General features: G+C 71.7%; 19 protein-coding genes. 11 read left to right on the plus strand and 8 right to left on the minus strand.

Annotation, left to right across the window (positions count from 1 at the left end):
• Positions 1–3: 3 nt before the first annotated feature.
• The 6 genes from ACIBQX_RS08545 to ACIBQX_RS08570 all read left to right on the plus strand — a co-directional run bounded on the left by ACIBQX_RS08545 (position 4) and on the right by ACIBQX_RS08570 (position 9,326).
• Positions 4–2,481, plus strand: coding sequence for a serine/threonine protein kinase (locus tag ACIBQX_RS08545; RefSeq protein ID WP_397002103.1), 2,478 nt, complete (start codon positions 4–6; stop codon positions 2,479–2,481).
• Positions 2,482–2,641: 160 nt separating this feature from the next.
• Entirely contained in the window at positions 2,642–3,274 is a 633-nt protein-coding gene (locus ACIBQX_RS08550) for a TetR/AcrR family transcriptional regulator (protein WP_397002105.1), read from the plus strand.
• A 53-nt stretch (positions 3,275–3,327) separates the two neighbouring features.
• Positions 3,328–4,860, plus strand: a complete 1,533-nt coding sequence (locus ACIBQX_RS08555) for an acyl-CoA carboxylase subunit beta (protein ID WP_397003827.1) — start codon at positions 3,328–3,330, stop codon at positions 4,858–4,860.
• Positions 4,857–6,851, plus strand: a complete 1,995-nt coding sequence (locus ACIBQX_RS08560) for a biotin carboxylase N-terminal domain-containing protein (RefSeq protein ID WP_397002107.1) — start codon at positions 4,857–4,859, stop codon at positions 6,849–6,851. Before ACIBQX_RS08555 ends, ACIBQX_RS08560 begins: the two co-directional genes overlap by 4 nt.
• Complete coding sequence (locus ACIBQX_RS08565; RefSeq protein WP_397002109.1) at positions 6,848–7,612, plus strand: enoyl-CoA hydratase-related protein; 765 nt, start codon at positions 6,848–6,850, stop codon at positions 7,610–7,612. The genes ACIBQX_RS08560 and ACIBQX_RS08565 overlap by 4 nt, the downstream gene beginning before the upstream one ends.
• Positions 7,602–9,326 carry an acyclic terpene utilization AtuA family protein gene (locus ACIBQX_RS08570; RefSeq protein ID WP_397002111.1) on the plus strand — a complete coding sequence of 575 codons (1,725 nt, stop codon included), beginning with the start codon at positions 7,602–7,604 and terminating at the stop codon, positions 9,324–9,326. Before ACIBQX_RS08565 ends, ACIBQX_RS08570 begins: the two co-directional genes overlap by 11 nt.
• 11 nt (positions 9,327–9,337) lie before the next feature.
• On the opposite strand, the gene ACIBQX_RS08575 is transcribed toward ACIBQX_RS08570, so the two are convergent.
• Positions 9,338–10,225 (minus strand): ROK family protein, encoded by an 888-nt coding sequence (locus tag ACIBQX_RS08575; protein ID WP_397002113.1) that lies wholly within the window; start codon positions 10,223–10,225, stop codon positions 9,338–9,340.
• Positions 10,226–10,287: 62 nt separating this feature from the next.
• On the opposite strand from ACIBQX_RS08575, the gene ACIBQX_RS08580 reads away from it, so the two are divergent.
• The 5 genes from ACIBQX_RS08580 to ACIBQX_RS08600 all read left to right on the plus strand — a co-directional run bounded on the left by ACIBQX_RS08580 (position 10,288) and on the right by ACIBQX_RS08600 (position 13,771).
• A complete protein-coding gene (locus ACIBQX_RS08580) occupies positions 10,288–11,094 on the plus strand; it encodes a GNAT family N-acetyltransferase (protein WP_397002115.1) in 807 nt (268 codons plus the stop codon).
• A gap of 61 nt (positions 11,095–11,155) precedes the next feature.
• Positions 11,156–12,178 (plus strand): phosphotransferase family protein, encoded by a 1,023-nt coding sequence (locus tag ACIBQX_RS08585; protein ID WP_397002117.1) that lies wholly within the window; start codon positions 11,156–11,158, stop codon positions 12,176–12,178.
• Between the two features lie 101 nt (positions 12,179–12,279).
• Positions 12,280–12,531 (plus strand): hypothetical protein, encoded by a 252-nt coding sequence (locus tag ACIBQX_RS08590; RefSeq protein ID WP_397002119.1) that lies wholly within the window; start codon positions 12,280–12,282, stop codon positions 12,529–12,531.
• 58 nt (positions 12,532–12,589) lie between these two features.
• Positions 12,590–13,441 (plus strand): helix-turn-helix domain-containing protein, encoded by an 852-nt coding sequence (locus ACIBQX_RS08595; protein ID WP_397002121.1) that lies wholly within the window; start codon positions 12,590–12,592, stop codon positions 13,439–13,441.
• A 63-nt stretch (positions 13,442–13,504) separates the two neighbouring features.
• Positions 13,505–13,771, plus strand: coding sequence for a hypothetical protein (locus ACIBQX_RS08600; RefSeq protein WP_397002123.1), 267 nt, complete (start codon positions 13,505–13,507; stop codon positions 13,769–13,771).
• 18 nt (positions 13,772–13,789) lie between these two features.
• Here ACIBQX_RS08600 and ACIBQX_RS08605 read toward each other — a convergent pair whose 3' ends face one another.
• The 7 genes from ACIBQX_RS08605 to ACIBQX_RS08635 all read right to left on the minus strand — a co-directional run bounded on the left by ACIBQX_RS08605 (position 13,790) and on the right by ACIBQX_RS08635 (position 19,353).
• Positions 13,790–15,139, minus strand: a complete 1,350-nt coding sequence (locus ACIBQX_RS08605) for a sensor histidine kinase (RefSeq protein WP_397002125.1) — start codon at positions 15,137–15,139, stop codon at positions 13,790–13,792.
• An 11-nt stretch (positions 15,140–15,150) separates the two neighbouring features.
• Positions 15,151–15,846, minus strand: coding sequence for a response regulator transcription factor (locus ACIBQX_RS08610; protein ID WP_397002127.1), 696 nt, complete (start codon positions 15,844–15,846; stop codon positions 15,151–15,153).
• 70 nt (positions 15,847–15,916) lie between these two features.
• Positions 15,917–16,630, minus strand: coding sequence for a GntR family transcriptional regulator (locus ACIBQX_RS08615; protein WP_397002129.1), 714 nt, complete (start codon positions 16,628–16,630; stop codon positions 15,917–15,919).
• A 37-nt stretch (positions 16,631–16,667) separates the two neighbouring features.
• Entirely contained in the window at positions 16,668–17,606 is a 939-nt protein-coding gene (locus ACIBQX_RS08620) for an NAD(P)-dependent oxidoreductase (RefSeq protein WP_397002131.1), read from the minus strand.
• Positions 17,599–17,994 carry a 4-carboxymuconolactone decarboxylase gene (gene pcaC / locus ACIBQX_RS08625; RefSeq protein WP_397002133.1) on the minus strand — a complete coding sequence of 132 codons (396 nt, stop codon included), beginning with the start codon at positions 17,992–17,994 and terminating at the stop codon, positions 17,599–17,601. Before pcaC ends, ACIBQX_RS08620 begins: the two co-directional genes overlap by 8 nt.
• A gap of 46 nt (positions 17,995–18,040) precedes the next feature.
• Positions 18,041–18,427, minus strand: coding sequence for a cupin domain-containing protein (locus tag ACIBQX_RS08630; protein ID WP_397002135.1), 387 nt, complete (start codon positions 18,425–18,427; stop codon positions 18,041–18,043).
• Positions 18,424–19,353, minus strand: coding sequence for an NAD(P)-dependent oxidoreductase (locus tag ACIBQX_RS08635; RefSeq protein ID WP_397002137.1), 930 nt, complete (start codon positions 19,351–19,353; stop codon positions 18,424–18,426). Before ACIBQX_RS08635 ends, ACIBQX_RS08630 begins: the two co-directional genes overlap by 4 nt.
• Positions 19,354–19,362: the final 9 nt, after the last annotated feature.

Raw genomic sequence — 19,362 nt, forward strand, 5'->3', positions numbered from 1 at the left:
GGGGTGAGTCAGTTCCAGCCGTTGGCGTCGGACGACCCGCGACGACTGGGCGAGTACGACATCATCGCCCGGCTCGGCGAGGGCGGCCAGGGGATCGTCTATCTCGGCAAGTCCGGCTCGGGAGAGCAGGTGGCGGTCAAGCTCCTGCACCATGCCCTCGTGGCCGATCCCGACGCGCGCACCAGATTCCTGCGCGAGGTGGCCGTGGCGCAGCGGGTGGCCCGGTTCTGCACCGCCACCGTGCTGCACGCCGACCTCGAAGGCAGCCGGCCGTACATCGTCAGCGAGTACGTGCCCGGCCCCTCCCTGCGTGAGCTCGTCATCAACGAGGGGCCGCGCCGGGGGGCCGCCCTCGAACGCCTGGCGATCAGCACCGCCACCGCCCTGGCGGCCATCCACCGGGCCGGGATCCTGCACCGCGACTTCAAGCCCGCCAACGTGCTCATGGGCCCCGAGGGCCCGGTCGTGATCGACTTCGGCATCGCCCGCGCCCTGGACTCCCCCACCGCCACCGCCACCGGGATGGCGATGGGCACGCCCTCCTTCCTGGCGCCCGAGCAGCTCACCGGGACGTCGGCGATCTCCGAGGCCGCGGACGTGTTCGCGTGGGGCGTCACCATGGTGTTCGCCGCCACCGGCAAGCCCGCCTTCGGCTCCGACTCCATCCCCGTGGTGATGCACCGGATCCTGAACGAGGAGCCGCAGCTCGGCAGGATGGAAGGGGCGCTGGCGGACCTGGTGGCCGCCTGCCTGTCCAAGGACCCCACGCAGCGGCCCACGGCCGACCAGCTCATCATCGAGCTCACCGGGCAGCCCGTGCCCAAGGCCGCCGTCGAACCGGTGACCGGCCCGACGACCCAGCAGCCCGCCGGCCCGCACGCCTTCGCCGCTCCCCACCCCACGGTCCAGCAGGGCGGCACGGAGGACAAGCCCGCCGCGGGCTACACACCCCAGGCGACCGCGTACGGCCAGCACAGCCCGAACGCCCACGTCGGCGGCTCCGGCTCCCAGGTGGGGCCGGCCGGCCAGGAGGGTTCTGGCGGTCCCGGCGGCTCGGGGTCTCAAGGCGGCTCCAAGGTGCAGTTCCCGCCGTGGCCGCAGGCGGGTGGCCAGCCTGACGCCCCGCCGCAGACAGGGCCCTACGGCCAGGCTCCGGCGCCCGGCGGCGCGGGCCCCACGGTGGTCGCCGCCCCATCGACCTTCGGCCCCGGCATCCCGCAGGGGCCTGGCACGCCGCCCGGCAACGCACCTGGCATGCCATCCGCGCCCGGCATGCCGCCCGGCGGCGCACCCGGCATGGGTGCCGGTCAGGCACCCGGCATGGGCGCCGGGAACGGTCAGCCGGGGATGCCCGGTGGGCCGCCTGGAATGCCGCCCCATGACGGGCACCCGTCCGGCGCTGGAATGCCCCCAGGCGCTCCCCAGCAGCCCGGTGCAGCCCAGGGAGGTCCGCAGGCGGGACCGTTCCCAGGAGGCCACGGCCCAGGGCCCCAGGGTCACGTAGCCCACGGCCCAGGCCCTCAAGGTCCCGGAGGGCACGGCGGAGGCCCTCAAGGTCCCGCAGGACACGGCCCAGGCTCCCAACTGCCCGGAGTTCATGGCCCAGGATCCCAGCAGCCCGGTGGTCACGGGCCGGGCTCTCAGGGGCCCGGTGGTCACGGCCCGGGAGGCCGAGGGCCGGGGCAGCCGCCTGGTGGGCGGCCCGATGGTGGAGCGGGGTCGAAGCAGCGCCGTACGCTGACCTTCGCTCTTTCGGGCGCCGCCGCGGCAGCACTGCTCGTGGTGGCCGGCGCTGTCGTGGTGCAGGCGAACTCGGGCGCGCAGAAGGTGCTGTCCGTGGGCGTCACCTCCGAGGTGTCCCCCACGATCCTCCCGTCCGCCGAGCTGCCGGTGGACACCTCGACCCCGGATCCGTCGAGCGTCCCCGACCTGGACGTGGACCAGCCCAAGCCCACCAAGACCAGGACCAGGCCCCGCAACGACGCCCTGGCCCAGGTGCCGGACCCGGTCGCGGTGCCCTCACGGAAGCCGACGGCCCGCCCGACGCGGAGTCCGTCCCCGTCGCCCACGAAGACGACCAAGCGGCCGACGAGGAAGAAGAACCAGATCGAGCCGAGCACCGAGCCGACGGGGACGCCGACGCCCACCATCGTGCAGAACCCGCACCAGCCGTCAGTGGTGTGCGGCGCCGGCTACAAGGTGATCGCCAGGCAACCTCTGGGCGACAAGGCGACCGTCTTCCTGCTCTACCACCCCGGGCTGGCCAAGAACTGCGTGGTCACCATGTCGCGCCTGATCTATCCGACCAAGATTCACATGAACGCGATCCTGCAGGTCAAGGGTGGAGCCAGCGCGAGCAACCCCGGCAGGTTCAGCGCCTACGCCGGCCCGATCCGCCTGTCGGCCCCCAAGAAGTGCGTCATCTGGGGCGGTACCTGGGAGAACCTGACCTGGAAGTCCGGCTGGAGCCACTGCGGCTGACACCCGCTGCCCGGTCCGGCCCACGCCCGCTCCTCGTTCGGGGCCGCTCTCCACCTGCTGGAGGGCGGCCCTTTCGCCGTGCTGGGCCGGAGTTCGCCGCTGCCGAGCCGGGCACCTCGCTCTCTTCTCAGAACGGCCACAGGCGGCTACCGTAGTTGACGTGATCGTCAGGTCCAGTGTGCTGACCTCCCGGGGCAGGCGGACGCGTGCCGCGCTCCTGCGGGCAGGACGGGAGGCGTTCGAGGAGCACGGCTACGACACCGTGCGGATCGACGACGTCTGCGCGCGGGCCGGGGTGTCGCACGGCACCTTCTACACCTACTTCGACTCCAAGGAGTCCCTGTTCGCCGAGGTGGCGGGGGCGGCCATGGGTGAGATGTTCGCGGCGAGCGTCGTGGGACCGTCCGCGCCCGCCGAGCCGTACGCCCGCATCGAGGCCGCCAACCGGCTCTACCTGCGCGCCTGGTCGGCGAACTCCCGGCTGATGCGCACGCTGGAGCACGTGGCCACCGCCGACGACCGGTTCGGCCGGCTGCTCCTGGAGCTCCGCGAGGTCTTCGTACGGCGCGGCGCCGACGGGGTGCGACGCCTGCAGGAGCAGGGCCTGGCCGACCCCACGCTCGATCCCCGGCTGACGGCGGTCATGCTGGGCGGCATGGTCGAGCACTTCGCGCACGTATGGCTGGACCTGGGCGAGCAGGCGGACGAGGAGGCGGCCGTGGACCACCTGTCCCGGCTCTGGGCCCGAGCCATCGGCCTGACGCTCCCGTCACGTACGGAGGAGGACGCGTGATCGTCAGCAGGCTGGACACGAGCGACGCCGACCATCCGCGGCGCCGGGAGGCGATGCTGGCCAAGCTGGCCGAGCTCGACGCCGAGCACGCCAAGGCGGTCGCCGGCGGCGGGACCAAGTACGTCGAGCGGCATCGCGGCCGGGGCAAGCTGCTCGCCCGGGAGCGCATCGAGCTGCTCGTGGATCCGGACTCGCCGTTCCTGGAGCTGTCACCGCTGGCCGCGTGGGGCAGCGAGTTCGCCGTCGGCGCCGGCGTGGTCACCGGGATCGGCGTGATCGAGGGCGTCGAGTGCGTGATCACCGCGAACGACCCCACGGTCAGGGGCGGCGCCTCGAACCCGTGGACCCTCAGGAAGACGCTGCGCGCCGCGGACATCGCCATGACGAACCGCCTGCCGTACGTCAATCTGGTGGAGAGCGGCGGCGCCGACCTGCCGACGCAGAAGGAGATCTTCATCCCGGGCGGCCGGATCTTCCGCGACCTGACGCGGCTGTCAGCCGCCGGGATCCCGACGATCGCGCTGGTCTTCGGCAACTCCACGGCCGGGGGCGCGTACGTGCCCGGGATGAGCGACTACGTGGTGATGGTGCGGGACCGGGCGAAAGTGTTTCTGGGCGGGCCGCCGCTGGTGAAGATGGCGACCGGCGAGGAGTCCGACGACGAGTCGCTCGGCGGGGCCGAGATGCACGCCAGGGTGAGCGGGCTGGCCGACTACCTGGCGGCCGACGAGCACGACGCGCTGCGCGTCGGGCGGCGGATCGTGCGCTCGCTCAACTGGCGCAAGCAGGGCGTCCGGCCGCAGGCCGGGAGGGATCCGGTCTATCCGGTGGAGGAGCTGCTGGGGATCGTGCCGGAGGACCTGAAGGTCCCGTTCGACCCGCGCGAGGTGATCGCCCGGGTGGTGGACGGCAGCGAGTTCGAGGAGTTCAAGCCGGTGTACGGCGCCTCGCTGGTGACGGGGTGGGCACGGCTGCACGGCTATCCGGTGGGCATCCTGGCCAACGCGCGCGGCGTGCTGTTCAGCGAGGAGTCGCAGAAGGCCACCCAGTTCATCCAGCTCGCCAACCAGTCCCGCACACCACTGATCTTCCTGCAGAACACGACCGGTTACATGGTGGGCAAGGAGTACGAGCAGGGCGGCATCATCAAGCACGGCGCCATGATGATCAACGCGGTGTCGAACTCGACGGTGCCGCACCTGACGGTGGTGATGGGCGCCTCGTACGGAGCGGGCAACTACGGGATGTGCGGACGGGCCTACGATCCCCGGTTCCTGTTCAGCTGGCCGAGCGCCAAGTCGGCGGTGATGGGCCCGGCGCAGCTCGCGGGGGTGCTGTCGATCGTCGGCCGCGCCTCGGCCGAGGCGCGCGGGCAGGTGTACGACGAGGAGGCGGACGCGGCGATGCGGGCGATGGTGGAGGCGCAGATCGAGGCGGAGTCGCTGCCGTTCTTCCTGTCCGGCAGGCTCTACGACGACGGGGTGATCGACCCGCGCGACACCCGGACGGTGCTCGGCCTGTGCCTGTCGGCGATCAACAGCGCCGCGGTGCCGGAGGCGGCGGGATTCGGGGTGTTCCGCCCGTGATCACACGTCTGCTGGTGGCGAACCGGGGCGAGATCGCCCGCCGGGTCTTCCGTACCTGCCGGGAGCTGGGCATCGAGACGGTGGCCGTCTTCTCCGACGCCGACGCCGGCGCGCCGCACACGGCCGAGGCCGACTACGCGGTGCGGCTGAGCGGCGTCCGGCCCGCCGACACCTACCTCGCCGTCGACCGGCTGCTGGCGGCCTGCCGCGCGTCGGGGGCGGACGCGGTGCACCCCGGCTACGGCTTTCTGTCGGAGAACGCGGCCTTCGCGCGGGCGGTGGTCGAGGCGGGGCTCACCTGGGTGGGCCCGTCGCCGGCCGCCATCGCCGCGATGGGCGTCAAGCTGACGGCCAAGCGCCTGATGTCCGAGGCCGGCGTCCCCACCCTCCCGTCGCTGGCCGAGACGGCCGACGGCAAGCTGGCGGACAGTGACGGGGCTCCGGCCTGGGAGTTCCCGGTGCTGGTGAAGGCCGTCGCCGGCGGTGGCGGCCGGGGCATGCGGGTGGTGCGCGCCCCGGGCGAGCTGGCGCGGCAGGTGGCGTCCGCCCATCGGGAGTCCCTGGCGGCCTTCGGCGACGGCGGCGTGTTCGTCGAGCCGCTGCTGGAGGGCGCCCGGCACATCGAGGTGCAGGTCCTGGCCGACCCGCACGGCACGGTGTGGGCGCTCGGCGAGCGGGAGTGCAGCATCCAGCGCAGGCACCAGAAGGTCGTGGAGGAATGCCCCTCCCCCGGCGTCACCCCGGCGATGCGGGCCCGCCTGGAGGAGGCCGCGGTCCGGGCCGCCCGCGCGATCGGCTACGTGGGCGCGGGGACGGTCGAGTTCCTGGTCAGGGGCGAGCAGGTGGCGTTCCTGGAGATGAACACGCGCCTGCAGGTCGAGCATCCGGTGACGGAGCTGGTCTACGGGGTGGACCTGGTGCGGTGGCAGCTGGAGGTGGCCGAGGGCGCGGCCCTGCCGCCGGAGCCGCCGCGGCCGGTCGGGCACGCCGTGGAGGTGCGGCTGTACGCCGAGGACCGGGCCTACCTGCCGCAGTCGGGCGTGCTGCACCGGTTCGAGGTGTCCGGGCAGGTCAGGGTGGACTCGGGGGTGGAGAGCGGGTCGGTCGTGTCATCCCATTACGACCCGATGCTGGCAAAGATCATCGGGTACGGCGCGGGGCGCGGCGAGGCGGTGCGCAAGGTGGTCTCCGCGCTGCGGCGGGCCCGGATCCACGGGCTCACCACGAACCGCGACCTTCTTCTCGACATCCTGAAAAATCGGGACTTCGAGGCGGGTGACACTCATACCGGATTCCTCGACCAGCACGCGTTCGCGGGCGACGGCCCGCCCGACGAACTGGCCGTGCTGGCGGCGGCCCTCGCGACGGCCGCGGCCAACCGGGACCGCGCCCCGGTCCTGGGGAGCCTGCCCGCCGGGTGGCGCAACGTCCGCTCCCAGGCGCGGGTGGCCCGCTTCGAGGAGGCCGAGGTGGTCTACGACCCGCCACCCGCCGGGGTCCGCGTGATCGAGACAGTCCGGGCAACCCCAGCGAACGACTCCGCGCCGTACAAAGAGGAAGAATCCACCACCGCGCCGCACAAGCCGGACAGCTCCGCCGTCGGGCCGTACAGAGTGGTCCTCGAACGGGGTGGCGTGCGGCACGCCTTCGAGGTGTCCGGCTACGACGACGGCAGGGTGGACGGCAGGGTGTACGTGGACTCCGCCGCGGGCGGGGTCGCGCTGACGCCGGTGCCGCGGCTGCCGGAGCCGGTGGAGCAGGTCACGCCGGGTTCGCTGCTCGCGCCGATGCCGGGCAGCGTGCTGCGGGTGGAGGTGACCCAGGGCGAGCGCGTGGTGAAGGGGCAGCCGGTCCTGGTGCTCGAAGCGATGAAGATGGAGCACCTGATCGCCGCCCCGGCCGACGGCTTCGTCGCGGAGGTGCACGTCGAGAAGGGCCGGCAGGTCGACGCCGGAGCCGTGCTGGCGATCATTCAGGAGGGGGACGCATGACACGCCTGGTCCACAGGGAGCTCGCGGACGGGATCGCGACGATCACCCTGGACTCGCCGCCGAACCGCAACGCGCTGTCCGTGCGCCTGCTCGGTGACCTGGCGGACGCCCTTGAGCGGGCGCTGGCCGAGCCACAGGCGCGGGTGATCGTGCTGACCGGGACAGGCCCGGTGTTCTGCTCGGGCGCGGACCTGAAGGAGCAGCGCGGGGACGCGCCGGTGACGGCGTCGTTCCCGGAGGTCCTGTCGCTCATCTGGGAGAGCCCGAAGCCGGTCGTCTGCCGGCTGAACGGCACCGCCCGCGCCGGCGGCCTCGGCCTGGTGGCCGCCTGCGACTTCGCCATCGCGCCGCTGACGGCCTCGTTCGCCTTCACCGAGGTACGGCTCGGCGTCGCGCCCGCGATGATCTCAGTGCCGGTGCTGAGGAGGCTGCAGCCGAGGGCGGCGGCCGAGTACTTCATGACCGGCGAGGTTTTCGACGCCGCCAGGGCGGTGGAGATCGGCCTGCTGACGCGGGCCGTGCCGCAGGAGGAGCTCGACGCGACGGTCGCCCACTACGCCGGGATGCTGGTCAAGGGCGGCCCGGAGGCGCTGGCCATCACCAAGCGGCTCGTCCGGGACATCCCGGCGATCCCGTTCGAGGAGGGGTTGCGGCGGATGACCGAGTTGTCCGCCGAACGTTTCACGTCCGAGGAGGGTCAGGAGGGCATCGCCGCCTTCATGGCCAAGCGGCCGCCCCACTGGGTCCCCGATGGCAGGTGAGTCCCCCCTGAGGGTCGCCAACTGCAGCGGCTTCTACGGCGACCGGCTGTCGGCCGCCCGCGAGATGGTCGAGGGCGGTCCCATCGACGTGCTGACCGGCGACTGGCTGGCCGAGCTGACCATGCTCATCCTGGCCGGCAACCGGCTCAAGGGCCGCCCCGGCTACGCCCCCACCTTCCTGCGTCAGCTTGAGGACGTCCTCGGCCCCTGCCTGGATCGCGGCATCAAGATCGTGACGAACGCGGGCGGCCTGGACCCGGCCGGCTGCGCCGAAGCCGTCCACGAGCTCGCCGCCAGGCTCGGCCTGTCCCCCAAGGTCGCCCACGTGACCGGCGACGACCTCACGGGCCGCGATCTCGACCTGGTGAACGCCGACACCGGCGAGGAGCTGCATGCCACGCCGCTGACCGCGAACGCCTACCTGGGCGGCCGTCCCATCGCCGCCGCCCTGTCGGCGGGGGCCGACGTGGTGGTCACCGGCCGCGTCACGGACGCGGCGCTGGTGACGGGGCCGGGCATCTGGCGGTACGGCTGGCAGCCGGGCGACCTGGACCCGCTGGCGGGCTCGGTGGTCGCCGGCCACATCATCGAATGCGGCTGCCAGGCCACCGGCGGCAACTACGCCTTCTTCCAGGACGTGCCCGACCTGGCCCACTGCGGCTTCCCCATCGCCGAGCTGCACGCCGACGGCTCCAGCGTCATCACCAAACACCCCGGCACGGGCGGGCTGGTCTCGATCGGCACGGTCACGGCCCAGCTCCTGTACGAGATCGCCGCGCCGCGCTATCCGGGCCCCGACGTGGTGGCCCGCTTCGACACCATCGGCCTGGCCGACGACGGGCCGGACCGGGTACGCGTCTCCGGTGTGCGCGGCGAGCCGCCGCCCGGCACCCTCAAGGTCGCGGTCAACCATCTGGCCGGCTATCGCAACACCATGACGCTCGTGCTGACCGGCCTGGACCTGGAGGCCAAGGCCCGCGTGGCCGAGGAGGCGATCTGGGCCAGGATCCCCAAGGACTCCTTCGACGAGGTCGACGTGACCCTGACGGACTCCGGCCTGCTCCGGATCACCGTCATGGACGCCGACCGGAACCGGGCCGGGCGGGCCTTCTCCGCCGCCGTGGTGGAGACGGGCCTGGCCAGCTACCCGGGCTTCTACAGTCTGACCCCGCCGGGCGCGGCCTCCCCGTACGGCGTCTACTGGCCGGTCCTGGTGCCCGCCTCCGAGGTGCACCCGCAGGTCTTCCTGGACGGCCGGCCCGTTCCTCAGGAGGTCCCCCTGCCCGGGGAGCCCGTCCCCGAGGAGGTCGCCTCGGAGGGGGAGCCCGCGCCTCTCGCCTCTCACGGGGAGGCGGAAAGGGCCGGCGGGCCTCCGGACGGGCGGCTCGTACGCGTCCCGCTGGGGCGCATCGCCGGGGCGCGCTCGGGAGACAAGGGCGGCAACGCCAACCTGGGCGTCTGGACCACCACCCCGGAGCAGTACGCCTGGCTGACGGGCCACCTCACCATCGAACGCCTCAAGGACCTGCTCCCGGCCCTGGCCCCGTACCGCGTCGACCGCTACGAGCTGCCCAACCTCAACGCGCTCAACTTCGTCGTCCACGGCCTCCTCGGCAGAGGCGTGGCGGCGAGCCCTCGCATGGACCCCCAGGCCAAGGCCCTCGGCGAAGAGCTGCGAGCCCAGCAGGTGGACCTGCCGCGATCCCTGCTGTGAGCCGGCGGGGCTCAGGGGCGGGCCAGGGCGCGGAAGCCCAGGAGACCGGCTCCGAGGAGCCCCGCGTCCGGGCCCAGCGCTGAGGCGCGGACCGTGGGGGCGGGGCGGAAGGCCAGCCGGTCCCCGAGCCGCTCGCGCAGGGGGTCGAGCAGCAGGTCACCCGCCTGTGCGAGACCGCCGCCGATGACGATCAGCGCCGGGTCCAGCAGCAGCGTGTAGGTGGCCAGGGCCAGGGCCAGCGCCTCCACCGCCTCGCCCCAGACCGTGACGGCCCGGGGATCGCCCGCCGCCACCCGGCGGGCGACGTCGGCGGCGGAGGTCTCGCCGCAACGGCTCGCGATGGCCGACGCCGACGCGTACGCGGCCAGGCACCCGCGCTGTCCGCACGGGCACGGCAGACCATCCGGCCAGACCGGGACATGCCCGACCTGCCCGGCCCACCCGCCTGCCCCGCCGTACAGCGATCCCGCCAGCACGAGCGCGCCCGCGATCCCCGTCCCGACAGGCAGAAACAGGACATGCCCCGCCGCACCCCCGTACGCCAGTTCCGCCTCGCCCGCGGCGCGCACGTCGTGGCCCAGGGCGATGGGGAGGGCGACGTCGGTGAAGGCCTCGGCGGGTACGTCCTTCCAGCCGAAGGCGGCCGAGTAGACGGCGCGGTCCGGGGTGACCAGGCCGGGCACGGCGAGGCCGACCGCCTCGGGATGGACCCGGCCGCCGTTCAGCGTGCGGGGGCGGGCCAGGTCCGTGACGAAGGCCGAGATGGCGGCGATCACCCGGGCGTGCCCCTCGGCTCGGGGAGTGGACCGGCGCTCGGCGTACAGGATCGTCCCGTCCTGGGCGATCAGGCCGCCTTTCATGGTCGTGCCACCGACGTCGACCGCCACCACGCATCGCATCAGCTCATGATCCACGATAATCGCGTTGAGCACAGGGCCAGGAATGCAGGAGTATGTGACACATGACCCCGCGCCGTCTCACCCTCGCCGACCTGGACGACTGCGGCCGGCTGGCCAAGGACCGGGGGTGGCTGCCGGAGCGGCACAAGTGGGCGCTGCTGTTCGAGGTCGGCGAGGTGTACGGCATCGACGCGCCCGACGGCGACGGGCTGGCCTCGACGACCGTGCTGACCCGCTACGGCGCCGGCCACGCCGTGATCAGCATGGTGCTCACCGCCTCCCGCTACGGCAGGCGCGGCCTGGCCCGCGACCTGATGGCGCACGCGCTGGCGCAGGCCGGGGACCGGGTGGTGTCGCTGCACGCGACGGAGAACGGCCGGCCGCTGTACGAGACGCTCGGTTTCCGCACCGTCGGCCGGGTCGCCAAGCGCACCGGCGTCTTCCGCGGCGAGCCTTCCGGCCGGACACGGGCCGCCACCGAGACGGACCTCGGGGAGATCGTCGCGATGGACGCCGAGGTGTTCGGCACCGACAGGTCGGCGCTGCTGCGGCGCATGTTCGCCTTCGGCGAGCAGGTACGGATCGCCGAAGGTGGTTTCGGTCACTGCTGGCGCAACGATGACAACGTGGTCGTCGGGCCCGTCGTGGCGCGCGACGAGGAGACGGCCAGGGCGCTGATCGGCGATCTGGCGCTGGACGCGGGCGGCGAGGTGCGGCTGGACCTCGATCTGGCCAAGGACGAGTTGGTGCGGTGGGCGGACGGGCACGGGATCGGCAGCCCGTGGGAGGTGTCGCTGATGGTCCGGGGCGGCGTCCTGCCCGGTGACCGGTCGCGGCAGTACCTGCCGTTCATGCAGGCCCTGGGTTGACCGGCCGAGCCGGGCTCTCGTAGGGTCACCGCTGATATTTTGTCCGGTCGAAAGGCAGTTCATGACCTCCACGCACATCGACGTGAGCGCCATCGATCTGGCGGCTCTCGGCGCCTGGATGGACGCGCAGGGACTGCCCGAGGGAGAGATCACCGGCGCGGCTCCGGTCCCCGGCGGCACCCAGAATGTCATGGTGCGCTTCGAGCGCGGCGGCAGGCCGTACATCCTGCGCAGGCCGCCCGTGCACGCCCGGGCGAAGAGCAACGACGTGCTGCGCCGCGAGGCGCGGGTGCTGGCCGCGCTGCGTGACACGCCGGTCGCGGCACCCAGGCTGGTGGCGGCGCAGACCGAGGTGCGGTCGGAGCTGGAGCCGGTCTTCTATTTGATGGAGCCGGTCGACGGGTTCAACCCGTCGATGGGGCTGCCCGAGCCGCACGCCTCCGATCCGGCGATCCGCCACCGGATGGCGCTGGAGGCGGCCTCGGCGCTGGCCGAGCTGGGCCGGGTCGATCCGGACGTGCTGCCCGGCTTCGGCCGGCCGGAGGGGTTCCTGGAGCGTCAGGTGCCGCGCTGGCTCAAGGAGCTCGACTCCTACGGCGAGCTCGACGGCTATCCGGGGCCGCGGATTCCGGGGCTGCGGGAGACGGCCGCGTGGCTCGACGCGAACCGCCCGGCCACCTTCACGCCGGGGATCATGCACGGCGACTATCACTTCGCCAACCTGCTGTACGCCCACGACGGGCCGAGGGTGGCGGCCATCGTGGACTGGGAGATGTGCACGATCGGCGATCCGCTGGTCGATCTCGGCTGGCTGCTGGCCGTTCTGCCGTTGAGCGGTGAGCAGATCCCCGGCCTGGCGTCGCCGCGCGAGATCGTCGACTGCTATGCGGCGCTGTCGGAGCGCGACCTGTCGGCGATCGACTGGTATGCCGTGATGGCCTGTTTCAAGCTCGGCATCGTGCTGGAGGGCACGCACGCGCGCGCGTGCGCGAGCAAGGCGCCCAAGGACATCGGCGACGCGCTGCACGCCACCACCTTGAGCCTCTTCGAGCGCGCGGGCACCATCATGCGCGACTCCCTCTAGACATAACGCCCATATTCCGAAATATCACGAAAAACGATCACAAGCCGCACCTTGCCTCGTACAATTGCGCGCAATTGCACTGTTGTCGGGGAAGGATCGTCATGCGTATGCGGTTCCTGGGTTCCACGTCAGAGGCGGGCGCCTGCCCCACCCTGTACGAAACCGACCGGGGCACGATCGTCGTGCAGGGCCTCCGCGTCACGGATGCCGAGGCCCTTTCCGACTTACGCGACATTCTCGACGGCGAGGTCGCGGTCGAGGTGCCGCGCGAACTGCTCACCGAGATCGCCCGCCGGGTTCTGCCCGACGAATCGGCAACCGCTTTCCCAGTTAGGGACCTCGCATCCGGTTGATCACGATTGTCCGGCCAAGGGTGGCATGATCCACGTGAGCGGTTTAGCCTCATCCGGCGTGACGTCCTTTCAGCAGGCGCGCATGGACCTCGGCGGCCGGCTCCGGCAGCTGCGCGAGGCGGCCCAGCTCTCGGGCAAGGACCTGGCCGAGAGGCTGCGCTGGCAGCCGTCCAAGGTCTCCCGCCTGGAGAACGCGCGGCAGACCGCGACGGAGGACGACGTCGTGGTCTGGGCCCAGGCGGTGGGAGCCGCAGGTGAGACGACGGACGACCTGATCGCCCAGGCGCTCGCGCTGCAGGAGCGGCACGACGGCTGGAAGCAGCGGCACCGCAGCGGCCTGGCCGCCATCCAGGAGGACATGCGCGACCTGGAGGCGCGGACCAGGCTCTTCCGCGCGTTCGAGCCGGCCGTCATGGTCGGTCTGCTGCAGACGTCGGAGTACGCCCGGCACGTGTTCCGCAAGGTCAAGCGGCTGTACAGCGCCGCCGACCAGATCGACGCGGCGGTGCGGGTGCGGATGCAGCGCCAGGAGATCCTCTACGACCGCACCAGGACGTTCAGGTTCGTGATCTCCGAGGCGGTGCTGCACACCCGGCTGACCCCCGTCGACGTGATGCGCGGCCAGCTCGACCGGCTGCTGGCCGTCAGCACGCTGCCGAACGTGGAATTCGGCGTGATCCCTTTCACGCAGGAGCTGCCGTCGGCGCCCATGCACGGCTTCTGGATCTACAACGAGGCGATGGTGGGGGTGGGCACGATGACCAAGGAGCTGGTCATGCGCGACCCCGATGACATCGCGTTTTACGCGCGGGCCTTCGCCGATTACACAAAGGTAGCGAAGTTTGCAGAAGAGGGGCGTGACGTCATCATTCGCGTCCTTGACGAATACCGCAAACAATCCTCACATTAATCTCGCAATTGCTTGCCCCCCGCCGCAAGATCGTGCAATTCTGACGCGAGACGGAGGTGACGCATGATGCTTGATACGGCGCTCTGCCTCGAGCGATTCGCCTGGTTCATCGGCCGCCACGCTGATCTGTCCGTGGAGGTTCTGGCCCTCGCCAGCGACCCGGCCTATGTGTCCGTGCGTAACCGTTTCTCCGCGACTCTCATGGAAAGCGTGACGTGTTCGGAGAACGGCAGTTTCGTCACCTCTTGGGGATACCGGCTGGGCAGCACCGACGACGTGGAGTCCGCCGCCGCCCGCCTGGCCTTCCTCCTCGCCGCCATGCCCGCCTGACTCACTCCGGCCCTGCGCTCAGCCGGCCGCCTGCGGCCCTCCCGGCAGCTTCATCGTCGCGATGGTTCCCCCGCCGTCCGCGTTGTCCAGGCTGACCACTCCCTCGGCCTCCGCCGCGGCCTGCGCGACGATCGCGAGGCCGAGCCCCGAACCCGGCAGCGAACGCGCCGACGGCGAACGCCAGAACCGCTCGAAGACGTGCGGGAGCTCGTCCTCGGCTATCCCCGGCCCATGGTCGCGGACCGTCAGCGTGCCCTCGTGCAGCACCACCTCGACCGCGCGGCCGGGGCTGAACTTGGCGGCGTTGTCGATGAGATTGAGCACGGCCCGTTCCAGGGAGGCGGCGCTGCCGACGACGTACCACGGCGACAGCTCGGTGCTGACCTCGGCGCCACGCAGTCTGGCCCGTTCCACGGCCGCCGTGACGACCTCGTGCAGGGGCAGCTCGACGTGCGGCTCGTGGTCGGTGTCGCCGCGGGCGAGCTGCAGCAGGTCGCCGACCAGCGTGGTGAGCTCGGCGAACTGCGCCTTCACGTTCACCAGCAGCCGCTCCTTGGCGCCCGGGTCGAGGCTGCGGCCGGTCTGCTCACTGCGCAGCAGCAGGTCGATGTTGGTGCGCAGGGTGGTGAGCGGAGTGCGCAGCTCGTGCCCGGCGTCGGCGACGAGCTGCTGCTGGCGGACGCGGGATCCGGCCAGGGCGGCGGTCATGGCGTTGAAGGAGGCGCTCAGCCGGGCGATCTCGTCGCTGCCCTCCACCGGGATGCGGGTGGTGAGATCCTCGGTCTGCGCGATGTGCTCGACCGCCCTGGTCAGGCGCCCCACCGGGCGCAGCGCCGCCCGCGAGACGAGCAGCCCGGCCGTCGCGGCGGCGAGAACGCCGAGCGCGGCGACGATCACCAGCATGACCGACACCCTGCGCAGGGTGCCGCGTAGCTCGTTCAGCGGCCTGGCGATCACGAACGCCGCGTTCTGGTCCACGTTCTTGACCAGCACGCGGATGGGCCTGCCGTTGTCGGCGTGGCCGTCGTAGACCTCCTCCTGGCCACGGTAGCCGCCCGCGATCTTCTTCTCCCGATGGGTGACCTTGACCGCGGTGTTGCCCATGACGCAGCGGGTGCCGTCCGGGAAGACGATCTGCATGGGCTCGGGGAAGGGCAGATAGTCCTCGTCCGCCGGAGTGGTCACCGGATTCGGCGAGCAGTCCTTCACCGCCTTGTCCATCAGCTTCCACGGCACGCGGATGTCCCTGAGCGACTGGTTGAGCTGCCACGACAGCTCCCGCTGGACGAAGTACCAGCAGCCCACCGCCGAGACCGCGACCGCGATCGCCACCGCCGCCGCGACCAGCAGGGTGAGTCGCGAGCGCATGCTGCGAGCTCTCACGCAGTGCCTCTGAGCACATAGCCGACGCCCCGCACGGTGTGGATCAGCCGGGACTGGCCGCCGGCCTCGGTCTTCCGCCGCAGGTACATCACGTACACGTCCAGCGAATTGGACGACGGCTCGAAGTCGAACCCCCACACCTCGGCCAGGATCTGGTCCCGCGTCAGCACCTGGCGCGGGTGCGCCAGGAACAGCTCCATCAGCAGATACTCGGTCCTGGTGAGGTCCAGGCGCCGCTCGCCCCTGGTGACCTCCCGGGTCGCCGGGTCCATCTTCAGGTCGCCGAAGGACAGCGTCGGCTCAGGCTCCCCGGCGCTCAACGCGCCGCGCCGCAGCAGCGCCCGTACGCGTGCCAGCAGCTCGTCCAGCTCGAACGGCTTCACCAGGTAGTCGTCGGCGCCCGCGTCCAGCCCCGACACCCGGTCACCGACGGCGTCGCGGGCCGTCAGCATGAGCACCGGCACGTGGTCGCCCGCCGCCCTGAGCCTGCGACAGGCGGTCAGCCCGTCGAGCCTCGGCATCATGACATCGAGCAGCACCGCGTCGTACGGCGTGCGCGCCAGCTCCTCCAGGGCAGCCTGCCCGTCGTTGGCGGTGACGACCTGGTAGCCCTCGAACTCCAGGCTCGACTGCAGCGCCTCGCGCAGTGCGGGCTCGTCGTCCACCACCAGCAACCGTGCCAGCTCGCTCATGCCCCAACGCTAGAGCAACATTCTGAGAACCCGATGAAGGGGATGGCCGTCGGGTCCGAGCGCCGTCCCGTCAGCCTGCGGCCCTTTCGGCCGCCAGCGCCTTGAGGCCGGTCGCCGCCGCCCTGTTCAGGTGCTCGACGCACAGGCGGGTCGCCTCATCGGCGTCGCGGGCCGCGATCGCGGCGACGAGCGCGCGGATCTCCGCGATGACGTGCACCGACCGTCCCGGCTGGGACAGCGAGGTGGCGCGCAGTAGACGCACGCGGGCCTGGACCCCGCCGAGGATGTCCTGGATGGTCGGGCTCGCGGCGCCTTCGAGGAGAACGTCGTAGAAGCGGTCCTTGGCCTGCAGGAGGGCCAGCATGTCGCCGTCTCCCAGGGCCACCCTCTCCATCTCGTCGACCCTGGCCCGGAGCGCGTCGACGCTCGCTTCTGAGGCGCGCTCGATGAAGCGCCGCACGGCCAGGGACTCCAGGGAGGCGCGGACCGCGTAGAGGTCCTGCGCCTCCACCGGGGACGGCGCGTAGACGACCGCGCCTTTCTGCGGTATCACCACCACGAGACCTTCGGCGGTGAGCTCACGGAGCACTTCACGGATCGTCGTGCGGGAGACGCCGATCTGCTCGATCAGCTCGCGTTCGACCAGCCGCTCTCCGGGCTTGAGGTCGAAGTTGAGGATGGCGTGCCGCAGGCCTTCCAGCACCTGCTCGCGTAGCGGAGCGGCGACGCGCCCCACACGGATGCCGCTCAGCGCGCCGGTCGTCTGATTTTCGGTGCTCGCCACCATGCCAGCCTACGGCCTGACGATCGTACGATCCAAGTCAATCATCGGCCTTCTCGCCCTCCGCTTCGAGCCAGCGCACGATCTCGGTATGGTCGGCCTCCGCGGGCAGTCGCTCGGCCGCGTGGGCCCACAGCTCCACGGCCGCCTCGCCGAGGCGGGACGGCCGTCCCGTGGCGTCCGCCAGCCCCACGGCGATGCGCATGTCCTTGAGCATCAGCCGCAGCCCGAAACCGGAGTCGAAGCCACGATCGAGGATGAAACGCGGCCATTTGGTCTCCGTTGAACCGCTGCGGCCGCTCGATCCGTTGATCGCCTCCAGCATCACCGCCGGATCCAGCCCGAACTCCTGGCCGGCCAGCATCGCTTCGGAGGTGGCCAGCAGGTGCGTGGCCGACAGCAGGTTGTTGAGCGCCTTGAGGGCGTGCCCGGCGCCGGCCGGACCCACGTGCAGGATCTTCCCGCCGAGGATGCCGAGCATCGCGTACACGGCCGCGACCGCCTCCGGTGGCCCGCCGGCCATGATGGTCAGGCTCCCGTCCCGGGCGCCCCGCACTCCGCCGGAGACGGGCGCGTCGACCACCGGAACACCCCGATCCGCGGCCGTCCTCGCCAGCTCACGGGTCCGCAGGGGCTCCGAGGAGCCCATGTCGATCAGGACCGTGTCCGGTGCCATGCGGTCGAGCAGGCCGGCGTCGAAGAGCACGGAGTGGACCACGGCCGAGTTCGGCAGCATCAGCACGACGGCATCGGCTCCGTCGGCCACCTCCGCCACCGTCTCGACGACCGTGGCGCCGGTGGACTCGGCTAGGAGTGCGCGCGCCTCGGGGGATACGTCGTACCCGCGCACGACGTATCCCCTCCCGGCCAGCCGTCCCGCCATCGGGGACCCCATGTTGCCCAGCCCGACGAATCCCACGACCGCGCCGGGGCCCACGATCGTCTCGCCCGGTTCGTCGTTCACCGGTGCGTCACTCATGCGTGCGAACCTCCTCGAGCACCTTCTCCGCGACGCGGAATGACTCCAGCGCGGCGGGCGCCCCGCAGTAGACCGCGGTCTGCAGGAGGGTCTCCTGGATCTCCTCTTCCGTGCATCCGTTGGTCACCGCGCCCCGCACGTGCACGGCGAACTCGTGCATCCGGCCGAGCGCCGTGAGCATGGCCAGGTTCAGCAGGCTGCGGGTCTTGCGGTCGAGTCCGTCACGGGTCCAGATCTCACCCCAGGCGTACTCGGTGACCAACTCCTGCATGGGGCGCGCGAACTCGCTCACCCGCGCGAGGGAACGATCGACGTGCTCGGCGCCCAGGACCTCGCGCCGCGTCTGTAGACCGCGCTCAAAACGTCCGTCGGCCTGCTGGTTGGTCATTCAGGTATCCCCTCTGATTGAGAGCGATGGCACCCGCCCGGGATCTTCACGCGGTGGCGCCGTATTCGTCATCGCCGACCGGCTGGTGCCAGTCGGTCGTGCCAAGGGAGATGGCCAGGTGCAGGAGGTAGGTGTCAGGGCCCGCTCCGTGCCAGTGCGTCTCGCCGGCCGGAACCCAGACCGTGTCGCCGGCCCCGAGCGGTTGTGGTTCCTCGCCCCGCGTGCACACCCGTCCGCTCCCGGCGGTCACGTGCAGGATCTGGCCGTGCTCGTGGCTGTGCCAGTGCGTGCGCGAGCCCGGTGTGAAGAAGACGTTGTTGACGGTGACGCCGTCCGTCGTGGGCAGGACGGGGTCCGCCCAGACGGTGCCGGTGAAGGTGGCCGAGCGCTGTTCGGAGGCGCTGCCCGGAGCGCGGCCACGAATGATCCTCATGGTGTCGCCTTTCCGCTGCCGTCGTCCGCGCCCGGCTCGTCGTGCAGCCGGACGCCACCGGAGATGTCGCCGATCGCGTCGACGACGCGGTTGCTGATCAGGTGGGCGTAGCCGGTGCTGTTGGCCAGGCCGAAGCTGGCCATCGGGCCCGAGGCGTTGAGGCTGGGCACGCCCAGCTCATGCAGATGATCGACGTACAGCACCACGTCCTTCATCATCAGCGCGCCGGTCAGGCCGCCTTCGAGATAGTCGCCCTCGATGATGCGGGGGAAGCGGTTGAGGGTGGCGAAGTTGACGCCGCTGCTGGCGTTGAGCACGTCGAGCAGGGTCCGCAGGTCCAGTCCGGCCTTGCGGCCGGCCACCATGACCTCGGCGGTCGCGGCCAGGCTGACCGCGTTGAGGAAGTTGTTGAGCAGCTTGGCGGTGTGCCCGGCGCCGCTCTCCCCCATCGGGAACACCTTGGAGGTGAACAGCTCGAACAGCCCGCCGAGCTCCTCCAGCGCGGCGGCCGAGCCCCCGGCCATGATGGTCAGGGTGCCCTTCTCCGCCGCGGCGGCGCCGCCGGAGACGCCGGCGTCGAGGTACTCCACGTCGCGCTCGGCGAAGGCCGCGTGCAACCTGACCGTCGAGCCGGGGGCCGCGGTGCTCAGGTCGACCACGATCTGCCCGGCGCGGCTCGCCGCCAGGATCCCCTCGTCGCCACGGACCACCGCCTCGACGGCCTTGCTGTCGGGCAGCGACATCAGGATGACATCGCTGCCCCGGACGACCTCCGTGACGGTGGCCGCGGCGGTGGCGCCCACCGCAGCGGCCCGCGAGGCGTCAAGGTCGAAGCCGAGCACCGCCTGACCGCCGTCGACGATGCGCCGTACGATGCGGCCGCCCATGTTTCCCAGGCCGATGAATCCGACCCGCCGTCCGGTCATGCCTCACGC

Origin of the sequence: Nonomuraea sp. NPDC049714 (assembly GCF_044465295.1) — a bacterium.
Taxonomy (GTDB): Bacteria; Actinomycetota; Actinomycetes; order Streptosporangiales; family Streptosporangiaceae; genus Nonomuraea.